The sequence below is a fragment of the Moraxella sp. CTOTU48717 genome, from assembly GCF_032057165.1.
Taxonomy (GTDB): domain Bacteria; phylum Pseudomonadota; class Gammaproteobacteria; order Pseudomonadales; family Moraxellaceae; genus Faucicola; species Faucicola tetraodonis.
Genome location: NZ_DAMBBC010000001.1, coordinates 236,970 through 251,024, shown reverse-complemented (window position 1 = coordinate 251,024; position 14,055 = coordinate 236,970). Strand labels below are relative to the sequence as shown.

General features: G+C 44.8%; 12 protein-coding genes. All 12 read left to right on the top strand.

The window, feature by feature from the left end; all coding sequences use genetic code 11:
* The first annotated feature begins 119 nt into the window (after nucleotides 1-119).
* The 12 genes from lolA to nuoL all read left to right on the top strand — a co-directional run bounded on the left by lolA (nucleotide 120) and on the right by nuoL (nucleotide 14,050).
* Nucleotides 120-809, top strand: a complete 690-nt coding sequence (lolA, locus tag RT084_RS01265) for an outer membrane lipoprotein periplasmic chaperone LolA (protein WP_313097305.1) — start codon at nucleotides 120-122, stop codon at nucleotides 807-809.
* 528 nt (nucleotides 810-1,337) lie between these two features.
* Nucleotides 1,338-1,871, top strand: a complete 534-nt coding sequence (gene ndhC / locus RT084_RS01260; RefSeq protein ID WP_409519584.1) for an NADH-quinone oxidoreductase subunit A — start codon at nucleotides 1,338-1,340, stop codon at nucleotides 1,869-1,871.
* Between the two features lie 93 nt (nucleotides 1,872-1,964).
* A complete protein-coding gene (locus RT084_RS01255) occupies nucleotides 1,965-2,627 on the top strand; it encodes a NuoB/complex I 20 kDa subunit family protein (RefSeq protein WP_007115468.1) in 663 nt (220 codons plus the stop codon).
* Between the two features lie 145 nt (nucleotides 2,628-2,772).
* Nucleotides 2,773-4,557 carry an NADH-quinone oxidoreductase subunit C/D gene (gene nuoC / locus RT084_RS01250; protein ID WP_159769281.1) on the top strand — a complete coding sequence of 595 codons (1,785 nt, stop codon included), beginning with the start codon at nucleotides 2,773-2,775 and terminating at the stop codon, nucleotides 4,555-4,557.
* A 13-nt stretch (nucleotides 4,558-4,570) separates the two neighbouring features.
* Nucleotides 4,571-5,080 (top strand): NADH-quinone oxidoreductase subunit NuoE, encoded by a 510-nt coding sequence (gene nuoE / locus RT084_RS01245; RefSeq protein WP_007115470.1) that lies wholly within the window; start codon nucleotides 4,571-4,573, stop codon nucleotides 5,078-5,080.
* On the top strand, nucleotides 5,077-6,549 hold the full coding sequence (gene nuoF, locus RT084_RS01240; protein WP_065263348.1) for an NADH-quinone oxidoreductase subunit NuoF: 1,473 nt from the start codon (nucleotides 5,077-5,079) through the stop codon (nucleotides 6,547-6,549). Before nuoE ends, nuoF begins: the two co-directional genes overlap by 4 nt.
* A gap of 9 nt (nucleotides 6,550-6,558) precedes the next feature.
* The gene (nuoG, locus tag RT084_RS01235; RefSeq protein ID WP_313097302.1) at nucleotides 6,559-9,555 is read left to right on the top strand and encodes an NADH-quinone oxidoreductase subunit NuoG; all 2,997 of its coding nucleotides are present in this window, start codon (nucleotides 6,559-6,561) and stop codon (nucleotides 9,553-9,555) included.
* Nucleotides 9,555-10,610, top strand: a complete 1,056-nt coding sequence (gene nuoH / locus RT084_RS01230; RefSeq protein ID WP_007115473.1) for an NADH-quinone oxidoreductase subunit NuoH — start codon at nucleotides 9,555-9,557, stop codon at nucleotides 10,608-10,610. The genes nuoG and nuoH overlap by 1 nt, the downstream gene beginning before the upstream one ends.
* Nucleotides 10,611-10,625: 15 nt before the next feature.
* Nucleotides 10,626-11,177, top strand: a complete 552-nt coding sequence (gene nuoI / locus RT084_RS01225; RefSeq protein WP_007115474.1) for an NADH-quinone oxidoreductase subunit NuoI — start codon at nucleotides 10,626-10,628, stop codon at nucleotides 11,175-11,177.
* Nucleotides 11,174-11,818 carry an NADH-quinone oxidoreductase subunit J gene (gene nuoJ / locus RT084_RS01220; RefSeq protein WP_312384315.1) on the top strand — a complete coding sequence of 215 codons (645 nt, stop codon included), beginning with the start codon at nucleotides 11,174-11,176 and terminating at the stop codon, nucleotides 11,816-11,818. The genes nuoI and nuoJ overlap by 4 nt, the downstream gene beginning before the upstream one ends.
* Nucleotides 11,818-12,141, top strand: a complete 324-nt coding sequence (nuoK, locus tag RT084_RS01215) for an NADH-quinone oxidoreductase subunit NuoK (protein WP_007115476.1) — start codon at nucleotides 11,818-11,820, stop codon at nucleotides 12,139-12,141. Before nuoJ ends, nuoK begins: the two co-directional genes overlap by 1 nt.
* Nucleotides 12,142-12,148: 7 nt before the next feature.
* On the top strand, nucleotides 12,149-14,050 hold the full coding sequence (gene nuoL, locus RT084_RS01210) for an NADH-quinone oxidoreductase subunit L (RefSeq protein WP_036591264.1): 1,902 nt from the start codon (nucleotides 12,149-12,151) through the stop codon (nucleotides 14,048-14,050).
* Nucleotides 14,051-14,055 lie beyond the last annotated feature (5 nt).

Genomic DNA, 14,055 nt, shown 5'->3' with positions numbered 1-14,055 from the left:
GTCAGCGAATTTAGCTTAACTTGTTAATTTTTAATTTATTGATTAGCCTGTTGGGCTGATATTATTTTTGAATATTTTTTCTAAACTTTTAACAATTTTTATTGAATGAGGAACCTACTATGACAATATCTACCAATAAAATTATCAGTAAATTAGCCACCGGTACATTATCAGCATTATTGATTACCAGCATGCCTATGACAGTCGCCATGCAATCAGCCAATGCCGCTGTCGCCAATTCATCAACTGCGGCAAAAAACTTAAACAACCTACTTAAAAATGTCAAAAGCATGACCGCCAATTTTAGTCAAACTACCTCTGGCACAGGTGGCAAGGGCTTAAGTAAGGCATCAAAGAATTTCTCAGGTACCATGGCTGTGCAGCGTCCAAACCAGTTTCGTTGGCAGATTGATGGTATGGCATCGCAACTGATTGTTGCCAATGGCAATACGCTTTGGGTGTACGATAAAGATTTAAATCAAGCGACCAAGCAAAACGTGAGTAATCAAGTAGGGGATACTCCAGCACTGATTTTGTCAGGTGATCCTAGCAAAATCGCCAATAGTTTTAATGTGACCCAGCCGATTGCCTCAAAAAATTACTATGTGCTGTATCCAAAAAGTGGCAATGCCAACTTTAAAAGTTTAGGTATCGCTTTTAACAGCGGTAATCCTGTCATGATGGTATTAAATGATAATTTGGGACAAACCACCACTATTCGATTCAACAATGTGAAACGCAATACGTCAATTGCCAGTAATCAATTTAGCTTCACGCCACCTAAAGGCGTGGATGTGATTAACCAATAAGTATTTAACTATTTCATTCAATGAATTATTTAAATGATTTTTGGCTGATAAACCCTGCTTATGGCAGGGTTTTTTTGCTAAAGTGTTGCTATTCAATTAACGGTTAATTAACGGAAGATTGAACCCTGCTACTAGCATTTTTTACATAAAATGAGTAAACTATCCGTGTTTTAGCCAGTTAACAGCAATATATAGTTACTTTTGTTAGAATACGCATTTTTATAAAGTGATGTAATGCCACTTTATATTAGGTTTTCATCGTGGTTTTAGCAATATATTTGACTAGCCTGTTTAGTAACTAGCCAATCACTCACCGATTACAATAATGGTCAATGGATGTGCAGCGGGGCAGCTTGTTAGCTGGTACGAGGTAATCTTAAGGAAAATAGTTCTTAAGACGTTATCTGCCATCGTCTTTGTGATATTACGCTTGAGCCAGACGGGCTTGGTGGAAATATCAAAAATATCGTCCCAACTTGAATTGCTTAACCTACGTAACGGTTAGTCGTATTGCCCAGGAGTATCCTCATGATTCCAGTCATTGATTGGTCTGCAATTGTATTTATTTTGGCAGCCATAGGACTTTGTATTTTCATGCTTGTTGTACCAAGATTGTTAGGTGGTACTTCTAAAGGCTTTCAAAAGCAAGAAAATTTCGAGTCGGGTGTGGTCAGTGCTGGTTCTGCCAGAATCCGTTTATCTGCAAAATTCTATATCGTCGCTATCTTCTTTGTTATCTTTGACTTAGAAGCATTATATCTATATACCTATGCGGTATCGGTCAGAGAAGCAGGTTGGCTGGGATTTTGGACCGTTGTGCTGTTTGTGGTAGAGCTGTTAATCGGTCTATATTATCTGCTCAAACTAGGGGCGCTTAACTGGTCACCTGCTGACAAAAAGCCTAAACCAAAACGTTTGGCTGCTGCGCCTGCGGGCTTTAATCTGGCGGATATTACCCGCTTTAATGGTGTTGAAGAGTTAAAAATTGACCCTACTGGTAAAATCCCTGCACAGTTGTCTGGCGCAATGAACCAAAACCCAAACAATAACGCGGTAAAATAATAATCCGACTTTGTAATCTGTGTTGCAAGGTCGTTTGCATTTGTAGTGATATAGAGCGAAATCCTGCTTTAAAAATCAAGGTGATCGAGCATTATGAAATATACATTAACCAAAGCCAATCCAGATGCCGACAGATTTCCAGACCAAACCCGTCAAATTATTGACGAAGAGGAAGTCAATAAAAACGTCGTCATGACGCGATTAGAAGATTTGACCCATAGCCTTGCCAACTGGGGCCGTAAGCATTCATTGTGGCCATTTAACTTTGGCACCTCGTGCTGCTATGTAGAATACGCAACGACATTAACAGGCGTGCATGACTTGTCGCGCTTTGGCGCTGAGGTTATTCGCGCGTCACCACGCCAAGCTGACGTGATGATTGTGGCCGGTACTTGCTTTATGAAGATGGCGCCTGTTATTCAGCGTCTCTACGAGCAAATGCTTGAGCCTAAATGGGTCATCTCAATGGGTGCCTGTGCCAATTCAGGCGGCATGTACGATGTGTATTCAGTGGTGCAAGGCGTTGATAAAATCATTCCCGTCGATGTGTATATCCCTGGTTGCCCACCCCGTCCAGAAGCTTTGATTCAAGCCATCATGCTGCTGCAAGAATCGATTACTAAAGAACGCCGTCCACTCGGTATTCATGTCAATGACCAAGGTATCTACCAACCTGTCATGCAGCCAGAACGTGACCGTAAACAAGCCGATCGCATCGCGGTCAAAAATCTACGCAGCCCAGATAACATTGATTAATGCTAGAGATTGATTAATGCTAGAGTCAATCTCTGGATAGATTTAGGATGAATTTTCGCTAAGTGAAAGCTTAGCGAATTGCGTTCAAAACAAAAAAGGTATTCCACTACCTTCTTAATAATTGTGAATGAGGAAAGTGCCACTCATGGTAACGGTAACTGATAATCAAGCACAAACTGATGTCCCAGCAGTGATTGCAGAATTAAATCGCAAGTTTGAGGGGCAGTTTGTTGTACAAAAAACCTTTGACGCTTTTCCCACTATTTGGGTCAGCCGTGAACAGGTCATCGAAGTACTCATGTACCTTCGCACCTTGCCACAGCCTTACGTGATGTTACTGGATATTTCAGCGATTGATGAGCGCTTACGCCAGCATCGTAAAGACAGGGATGGCAATGCCTTGCCTGACAGTGATTTCACCGTGTTCTATCATCTAATGTCGTTAGAGCGCAACACAGACATCCGTATCAAAGTGGCGCTCAAAGAATCTGATTTACACATCCCTACGGCAACCCGCATTTGGCCCAATGCCAACTGGTATGAGCGCGAAGCGTGGGATATGTTTGGTATTACCTTTGATGGTCACCCCCATTTAACCCGTATTTTATTGCCAAAATACTGGGAAGGTCATCCACTGCGTAAAGAATACGCCTCTCGTGCAACTGAAGTACCGCCTTATTATCTCGATAAAGGCAAGCAGATGTTTGAGCAGGAGAACCTACGATTTATCCCAGAAGAGTGGGGCATGAAACGTAGTGGTCGTGACGAAGACTTTATGTTCCTAAACTTGGGTCCTAACCACCCTTCTGCGCACGGTGCCTTTCGCGTTGTGCTTCAGTTAGATGGTGAAGAGGTCATCGACTGTATTCCAGATATTGGTTATCACCATCGCGGCGCTGAAAAAATCGCCGAACGTCAAACTTGGCATTCATTTATTCCTTACACTGACCGTATCGATTATCTTGGCGGGGTGATGAATGAATTACCCTACATCATGTCAGTGGAAAAATTGGCAGGCATTACGGTGCCGGATCGCGCGAATACCATTCGTATCATGATGAGTGAGTTCTTCCGTATCACCAATAATTTGCTGTACTGGGGCACCTTCATTCAGGATGCGGGCGGTATGACGCCAGTATTTTATATGTTCGCCGACCGTCAAAAAGCGTATGATGTGATTGAAGCGGTAACCGGTTATCGTATGCATCCAGCGTGGTTTCGTATCGGCGGTACCGCGATGGACTTGCCAAACGGCTGGCACAAACTGGTTCGTGAATTCTTAGATTGGATGCCAAAACGTATCGATGAATACGTCAAAGCTACCATGAAAAACAAGGTGCTACAACTTCGTACCCAAAACGTTGCCCAATACGATGCTAAATCTGCACTGGCTTGGGGCGTATCAGGTCATGGACTTCGTGCCACCGGTATCCCTTACGATGTACGTAAAGCGCGTCCTTATCTTGGCTATGAAAATTTTGATTTTGAAGTGCCAATTGAGTTTAATGGCGACGCGTATGACCGCTGTTTGGTCAAAATTGAAGAGATTCGTCAGTCACTGCGTATCATTGAGCAATGTCTCAATAACATGCCAATGGGGGCATACAAAGCCGACCACCCACTGGCTGTCCCACCACCCAAAGACCGCACCTTAAATGACATTGAGACCTTGATTAACCACTTTATCTCAGTATCGTGGGGTCCTGTTATGCCAGAAGGCGAGTCCTCCTTTATGGTGGAAGCAGTGAAAGGTATTACCAACTATTATATTACGTCTGATCGCTCAACCATGAGTTACCGTACCCGTATTCGTACACCGACCTTTGCCCACTTACAGCAAATGCCGTCAGTGATTAATGGTAGCTTGGTATCTGACTTAATTATTTATCTAGCGTCAATTGACGTTGTTATGGCAGACGTTGACCGTTAGGAGAAAACCACCGATGAAGATTGTAACTGATAAAACCCCAAAGGTGGATGTCGCAAGCATTCTAACCGAAGCAGAAATTCACGACATTCATGAATTTATGCATCATTACCCACAAAGCCGCGCGGCATCCCTTGATGCGCTAAAAATTGTCCAACGCCGTAACGGCTGGGTGGATGATGCACAAGTCAACGCGATTGCTAATATCTTAAAAATCCCAGTCACCGATGTGGAAGGGGTTGCAACATTTTATAACCGTATCTACCGCTCACCGGTTGGTCGTCATGTGATTTTGGTCTGTGACTCGATTGGTTGTTATCTGGTAGGTGCAGAGAATTTAGGTCAAGCCTTTGAGCGTACCTTAGGTATTAGTTTTGGTCAAACCACCCCAGACAATCGTTTTACCTTGTTACCCATTTGTTGTTTGGGTAACTGTGATAAAGGTCCAGCGGTTTTGATTGATGAAGATACCTACGGTCCTGTCCAAATTGAAGAGATTGCTGAATTGCTGGAGCAATACGCATGAATATAACCCGTCAAATTAATAATCGAAAAATTGGCAAATCACCCAGTCAATTGGGCGAGCAAAGCATTCCTATTTATGGTGACAAAGCGACAGCCACCAGTGAGACCAAGCCCCTGACTTGGCGTTTGGCGCATTATGACTCAGTGCTAGATTTGGCAACTTATGAAAGCCTAAAAGGGTTTGAAGGTTTAAAAAATGCCTTGGCTAAATCTGCCAAAGAAGTGGGCAACATGATTAAAGATGCCAACGTGCGTGGACGTGGCGGTGCAGGCTTTAATGCAGGTCTTAAATGGACCTTTATGACGCCACCGGATGGCGGACCCCGTTACTTGATTTGTAACGCAGATGAGATGGAGCCAGGCACGTTTAAAGACCGTCTATTGATGGAGCGCCTACCATTTCAGCTGATTGAAGGGATGATTATCTCAGGTTATGCCATTGGCGCAACCGCAGGGTATATTTTTATCCGTGGTGAGTACATTGAAGCCGCCAAACGCCTAAATAATGCATTGGATGAGTGCCGTGCCAAAGGGTATTTAGGTGATAATATCTTAGGTTCAGGCTATAGCTTTGATTTACACGTGCATACCGGTGCAGGCCGTTATATCTGTGGTGAAGAAACTGCGCTCATTAACTCGCTTGAAGGTCGCCGTGCCAATCCACGTACTAAGCCACCCTTCCCACAAGTATCAGGGGCATGGGGTCGTCCCACTGTGGTCAATAACGTAGAGTCTTTAAACAACATGCCGGGCATCATGCTGCATGGCGTAGAATGGTATAAAGGCTTGGCACAAGGCAAATCAGAAAACCCCGGCACCAAAATCATGGGTTGTTCAGGTCTAGTCAATGAGCCCGGTCTATGGGAACTGCCATTTGGTACCACCGCTCGCGAAATTATTTTTGATTATGCCAAAGGCATGAAAGATGGGCGTAAATTAAAAGCTTGGTTACCAGGCGGTGCGTCAACTGACTTCTTAACCGCCAGTGATGAGCATTTAGACCTACCCATGGACTTTGAACCCATCATGAAAGCAGGTAGCCGTTTAGGTACCTGCTTGATTATGGTGGTAGATGAATCGCAAGATATGGTGTCACTGTCGCTCAATTTGCAAAAATTCTTTGCCCGCGAATCCTGCGGTTGGTGTACGCCTTGCCGTGATGGTTTGCCATGGGGGGTCAAAACCTTGCATGCCATCGATACAGGCAATGGTCAACCTGTCGATATTGACGTGCTGCGCCAATTGACCAAAGATTTGTGGTTAGGTAAAACCTTCTGCGCCCACGCACCGGGTGCGGTTGAGCCATTACAAAGTGCGTTAAAATACTTTTTACCAGAATTTGAAGCCAAAATTGGTAACAATGTGGCGCCTGAAGAACAATTGTCCCCAACGGGCGTGCCTTCATCTGCAAATAGCGGAAAAGTTGAAGTGTATCAACCCGTTAAGACCACCAATGGGCAATCAGTGTAAGGAATTAGCATGGCAATTATTCATATAGACGGTCAAGACGTCGAAGTTGATGGTGCCGATAACTTGCTACAAGCTTGTTTATCGCTTGGCATCGATATCCCTTATTTTTGTTATCACCCTGCATTGGGCTCGGTGGGTTCTTGCCGTCAATGTGCCGTCAAGCAATATAATAACAAAGAAGATTATGAAGCGGGTCGTGGTCGTTTGGTCATGTCGTGTATGGTCAATCCGACCCCAGACATGTGGATCTCAGTGACGGATGCAGAAGTCAAAAACTTCCGTAAAAGCTTGGTTGAGTTCTTAATGACTAACCACCCCCATGACTGTCCAACCTGTGAAGAGGGCGGTCATTGTCACTTGCAAGATATGACCTACATGTCAGGTCACAATCATCGTAAATACCGCTTTACTAAACGTACCCACCAAAACCAAGACTTGGGTCCATTTATCAATCATGAGATGAACCGCTGTATCGCGTGTTATCGCTGCGTGCGTTATTACAAAGACTATGCAGGTGGTGAAGATTTGGGCGTTTACGCATCAGCAAGCCGTGTGTACTTTGGTCGTGATAAAGACGGTCAGTTTGAAAGTGAATTCTCAGGTAACCTCACCGAAGTTTGTCCAACTGGGGTATTTACTGACAAAACTCACTCAGAGCGCTACAATCGTAAATGGGACATGCAATATGCACCAAGCATTTGTCATGGCTGTTCGGCAGGTTGTAATATCTCAGCGGGTGAGCGCTATGGCGAATTGCGCCGTATCGAAAACCGTTTTAATGGGGAAGTCAACGCTTACTTCTTATGTGACCGTGGTCGTTTCGGCTATGGCTATGTTAACCGCCAAGACCGCCCAATTCAAGCGGTTGAAACACTCAACGGTAAACAAACCAATCTGAGCATTGACCATACTATTGATGCCATCAAAAACCGGTTACAAGGCAAAAAAGCCATCGGTATTGGTTCACCTGTTGCCAGCCTTGAATCAAACTATGCCCTAAAACGCTTAGTCGGTGCCGAAAATTTTAGCATTGGTATTAGCAAACAAGAAAAAACTGTGGTACAAAAATGTATCGATGTGTTGACCACAGAAAATATCCATAATCCAAGCATGCGTGAGATTGAGGATTATGATGCGGTATTGATTTTGGGTGAAGATATTACCCAAACCAGTCCGCGTATTGCACTGGCAGTACGCCAAGCGGCAAAAAATCGCGCCAAACAAATGGCAGATGCACTAAAAACACCAGATTTCTTGGCAGAGCCTGTGGCTCGTATCGGTCAAAAAGACTACAGCCCAATCTTTATTGTGGATGTCAAAGATACGCGCCTTGATGATATTGCCAAAGTAAGCTGCGTTGCTACCCCAAGCGATATCGCTGAACTAGGCTTTAGCATTGCTGAGCACATGAAAACGTTGGCTACCTCACAATTACCAAAAGATTTGGTCATCGATGAAGACGATAATGCTGATATGCAAGCATTTGCTAAACATATCGCGCAGACGCTACTTAAAGCAACCAAACCCCTTATCATCTCAGGCTCATCACTGTACCACACTGCTATCATAGAAGCGGCGGCACAAATTGCCAATATCGCCGAACAAAAACGCGGTGAAGTGGTCATCTATGAAAAAGGCGTGGTTGACGCCCACAACGTCCAAGTGGATGCAGAGATTGCCAAAATCGATGCAGAGCAAGCCAAACTCAAACAAGAGATGGATGAAGCGGCATTTGCTGAACAAGCTAAGCAAGTTAAACGCCCAAGCCGTATGAACCCGACCAAAGGCTATCAAGAAAAAGCAGGTTTGTACTTGTCAGTACCTGCTGCCAATAGCATAGGCGTCAACTTACTCGGTGGTAAAGCGATTGATGAATTAGGTGATGATGCCGATGTGGTGATTGTCATGGAAAATGACATCAGCCGCCGTCTAACCGCTGAGCAAATGAACCAATTGGTAGCCAACAAATCACTGATTGTACTTGATCATGAAGCTTACCAATGGCATAACCATGCAGATGTGATGGTACCTGTAGCAACCTTTGCAGAAGCGGACGGTACACTAATCTCAGCAGAAGGTCGTGCACAGCGTTTCTTCCAAGTTTATGATCCTGTTTACTATCGCCCGCAAAGTATGGTCAAAGAAAGCTGGCGTTGGTTACATGCGGTAGAGTCTGAGCTCAATGGCCGTGCGATTGACTGGACGCAGCTTGATGATGTGATTACTGCGGTCGCAGATACCAATCCACAATTAGCCGCAATCAGACAAGCAGCGCCATCAGCCGATTACCGTATTACCGGTCTAAAAGTCGCGCGTGAGCCACGCCGTTATTCAGGTCGTACGGCGATGCGTGCACCGATTTCTGTGCATGAGCCAGAGCAGCCAAAAGATATCGATACTGGCCTAACCTTCTCCCAAGAAGGTTATGTGGGCACCCAAACGGATTCAGCAATGATTCCATTTGCTTGGTCAGCAGGTTGGAACTCACCGCAAGCTTGGAATAAATACCAAGATAAAGTGGGTGGTCATTTAAAACATGGCGATCCAGGCGTGCGTATTTTCGATGCGTTAACCGCATTGCCAAAACGTGAGTATATTGCGCCTGCGGCAGCTAGCCAACAAGGTTCAAGCCAGCTAGTGCCTGTGTATAATATTTTTGCTAGTGATGAATTAACCGCCCGTAGTGAAGTGGTCGCCTCACAATTGATGCCAGCTGCTTTTAGTGTATCAACGGATGATGCCGATAAATGGCAGCTGCAATCAGGTGATATGTTAACGGTCACAGTGAAGGGTGTAGCGACTACATTACCTGTGCAGCTTGTCGATTACTTAGCCGAAAGCTGTGTGGGCTATCCTGTGGGTCAGGCGGGTGCATTAGAAGCCTTGCTAGCGCAGCCTTATACCGACATCAGTATCGTAAAATCAGCAACTACCAACACTGTCGTACCACCAGCAGCTAATAATGGTGGCGTGACAGCTCAAGTAACTCCAGGGGAGGGGGTATAATGGATTATTCTGTTAGACAGATGCCCGATTTACCTGCATGGCTGGCTGGGGTAATGTCCCCTGAAGCTTGGTCAATTGTATTTTTGGCAGTGCAATCAATTGTTATTTTCTTGGCGGTGGTGATTTTTGCCGCGTTGATGATTCCTTATGAACGTCGCATGTTGGCACTTTGGCAAGACCGTTATGGTCCAAACCGTGTGGGTTGGCAAGGTTCGCTACAAGTAGCCGCGGATATGCTCAAAATCTTCTTTAAAGAAGACTGGACCCCCAAATTTGCCGATAAATTTATCTTTGTCTTGGCGCCTGCGATTTCATTGTTTACCGCTTTAGCCGCTTATATCATTGTACCAGTTACGCCATCACTCGGTGGCGCAGACTGGAGCATCGGTATTTTGTTCTTCTTTGCGATGGCAGGGTTGGCGGTTTATGCCGTGATGTTTGGTGGCTGGGCATCAGCCAATAAATATGCCTTGCTTGGTGGTCTACGCTCTGCTGCCCAAACCATTAGTTATGAAGTCTTTCTAGGATTATCGCTAATGGGTGTGGTGGCATTGGCAGGGTCATTTAACTTACGCGATATCGTATACTCACAAGCCGGTGGTTTTTGGCACTGGAATGTATTTGGTCAAATTTTAGGGTTTTTAACCTTTATGGTCGCAGGTGTGGCAGTCACCCACCGTTTCCCATTTGACCAGCCAGAAGCAGAGCAAGAATTGGCAGAAGGTTACCATGTTGAATACTCAGGTATGAAATTTGGTATGTTCTTTGTCGGTGAGTATGTGAATATCGTGTTGGTATCATCGCTGATTACTATTTTATTCTTTGGTGGTTGGTTGCCATTATTTGATGGACTGAGTTTTATCCCGCCGATTATTTGGTTCATGTTAAAAACGCTATTTTTCATGACCATGTTTGTATTGGCGCGTGGGGCGTTGATGCGTCCACGTTATGACCAAGTAATGAACTTTGGCTGGAAAATTTGTCTGCCCATTACCTTGATTAATTTACTCGCGACGGCGGCCTATGTATTATGGCGCACCCATGGTGTAGGGTAAGGTGGAGATTAACGTATGTATTTGACTATGGTAAAAAACACGATTACGGGTTTTGGCTCAATTCTGCGCACCCTAATCATGGTCGCAAGTCATGCGACCCGTAAACGTGATACGATTTTATACCCAGAACAACCTGTCCCTGTACCGCCGCGTTTTCGGGGGCGTATTGTACTGACACGTGACCCGGATGGGGATGAGCGCTGTGTGGCCTGTAACCTATGTGCTGTCGCTTGCCCGGTGGGTTGTATTTCACTGCAAAAAGCGGAACGTGAAGACGGACGCTGGTATCCAGAGTTTTTCCGTATTAACTTCTCACGTTGTATCTTTTGTGGTATGTGTGAAGAAGCGTGCCCGACAACGGCCATTCAGATGACGCCAGATTTTGAGCTCGGTGAGTACAACCGTCAAAACTTGGTGTATGAAAAAGAGCATTTGTTAATTTCAGGCCCGGGTAAATTCCCTGACTACAATTATTACCGTGTGACTGGGATGGCGACCAAAGATAAACCTAAAGGGGCACACCAAAATGAGTCTGCACCGATTGATTTACGGAGTTTATTGCCATGATAACCGGAGCAACGATAGGGTTTTATTTATTAGCGATTGTCGCTATTTTGGCTAGTTTGCGCGTGATTACTCGTACCAATCCTGTGCATGCGTTATTAAACATGATTGTCACGCTGCTGGCGTTATCAGGTATTTTCTTTGCCTTAGGTGCGCCATTTGCCGGTGCGCTTGAAATCATCGTTTATGCGGGTGCGATTATGGTATTGTTCGTTTTTGTGGTGATGATGCTGAACTTAGGCACCCAAACTACCTTAGAAGAAGAAAGCTGGTTATCATCCTCGGCTTGGGCAGTACCGGCAGGACTTGCATTTATTGTGGGTTTGACCTTGTTTAGTTTGATTGGCATGAAACATGGTTTTGAAGGAATGATGCCAGCGTTTATCGGGGTAGAGCCAGTTACGGCAAAAATGATCGGTGCCAAATTATTTACTGAATATTTATTGTTGGTCGAAATTGCAGGGTTTTTATTACTAGCGGGTTTGGTGGCGGCTTATCATTTGGCAAAATCTGCCTTGGATGATGAAAACGAAAGTCATAACAGTGAGCTTGGTAATACCATACAACCTGCCTTAACGAAGTTTATTGATAGAGAGCCCAGCCAACCGGCTGTGTTACGCGAAGTTCAGGAGGAGAAGGCATAATGGGACACTTTCCATTAGAGCATGTGCCATTAGAGCACGGTCTAATCTTGTCAGCGATTTTGTTTGCCATTGGTTTTTGTGGTGTGATGGTACGACGTAATTTTTTGTTTATGTTGATGAGTCTTGAGATTATGATGAATGCTGCTGCCTTAGCATTTGTAGTGGCAGGTAGTCGCTGGGTCAGTCCTGACGGACAAATTATGTTTATTTTGGTGCTAACTTTGGCAGCCGCTGAAGTTGCAATTGGGTTGGCTATTCTTTTACAGTTTTATCATAAGCGTGGTCATTTAGATGTCGATACGGCAAATGAGATGAAAGGGTGAAATCAAAATGAGTATGTTACCTTTAACCTTTATGCTGCCGCTGATTGGCTTTCTGATTCTAGCGACCATGCGTGACCGCTTAAGCGAAAACGCAGCCGCAGTGGTCGGTGTCGGCAGTATGGGTTTGGCTGCTTTGTGTGCCTTGATGGCAGGCAGTGATTTTTTAATGAACCATCCACAAGGCGCTGTCATTAATCAGCCGTTGTGGACGTGGATGCAAGTCGGTAGTTTTGCCCCGAAATTTGGTCTCATGCTGGATGGTTTGGGCGTGACCATGATGGGCGTGATTACCGGTGTCGGTTTTTTAATTCATATTTTCGCGTCATGGTATATGCGCGGTGAAACAGGCTACGCAAGATTTTTTAGCTATATGAACCTGTTTGTCGCAAGTATGTTGTTACTTGTGCTTGCTGACAATTTAGTGCTGTTGTACTTAGGTTGGGAAGGCGTTGGTATCTGTTCTTACTTATTGATTGGTTTTTATTATCACGAGCGCGCCAACGGCCGTGCTGCGATGAAAGCCTTTACCGTAACCCGTGTGGGTGATGTGTTCTTAGCGTTTGGCTTATTTTTGTTGTTCCGTGAATTGGGTACGTTAAATATCTCAGATATCAATGCCAATGTATCGCAAATGCTAACGTCGGCAGGGTCAACGGTGACGATTTTTGGTCATAGCTATCCTACTATCAAAGTTGCGGCTGTGATGCTAGTGCTTGGTGCGATGGGTAAATCTGCACAAATTCCGCTACATTCTTGGCTTGCTGATGCGATGGCAGGTCCTACGCCTGTTTCAGCCTTGATTCATGCGGCAACGATGGTTACCGCAGGTGTGTATTTAATTGCCCGTTTACATCCTGTGTTCTTATTGACCCCTGACGTGTTGGCAAGTTGGGTGGGTATCGTTGGGGCAACAACATTGTTGGTTGCTGGTTTCTGTGCGCTTGCACAAACCGATATCAAACGTATCTTAGCTTATTCGACCATGAGTCAAATCGGCTATATGTTCTTGGCATTAGGGGTAGGCGCTTGGCAAGTTGCGATTTTCCACTTGATGACCCATGCGTTCTTTAAAGCTTTATTATTTCTAGGGTCAGGCGCTGTTATCTTGGCTTACCATCATGAGCAAAACATCTTTAAAATGGGTGGGTTATTTTATAAAAATAAATTTCTATTTGCGGTGTTTGCGATTGGGGGTGGGGCACTTGCTGCGATTCCTTGGATTACAGTGGGTTATTACTCAAAAGATGAAATCATTTGGGAAACCTTCGCATCAGGTCATATGAATTTATTTTGGATGGCAGTAGTAGGTGCGTTTTTAACCTCGATTTATACGTTTCGTATGATTTGGATTGTGTTCTTTGGTGAAGAAAAAACGCCTATTCACGATCTTAAAGGTTGGACATACTGGCTGCCGCTTGCGGTATTGTTGGTGCTATCAACTGCAGTGGGGGCGATGATTCATCCACCATTAGCAGGCGTATTGCCACAAAGTTTTAGCGTGATTCATCCTGAGGTAGAATCCGGTAAGCACACGGCAGAAATGATTGTGATGGCTGCGATGTTGGCGGGCTTGATTGTGGGTGCTTTCTTGTTTGCCCTAGATAAAGGTCGCATCGTGAGTAAGTTTAACCAAACAGGTTTGGGCCGTGCGCTTAATTACTGGTGCTATCATGGTTTAGGCTTTGATGCTTTGTATGACATTGTATTTGTTAAACCATTCTTATTGATTGGTAAATTAATTAAAATTGACCCGATTGACCGCACTTGGAATATTTTACCAGCCCTATCGCTGGCAGGTAACCGAGTGGCGACATGGTTCCAATCTGGCTCGATTCGTGGGTATGCTGCAAGCTTCGGTCTTGGCATGGCAGTATTGTTGGTGTTGGTAATGATGATGATAGGGAAGTAACAGTT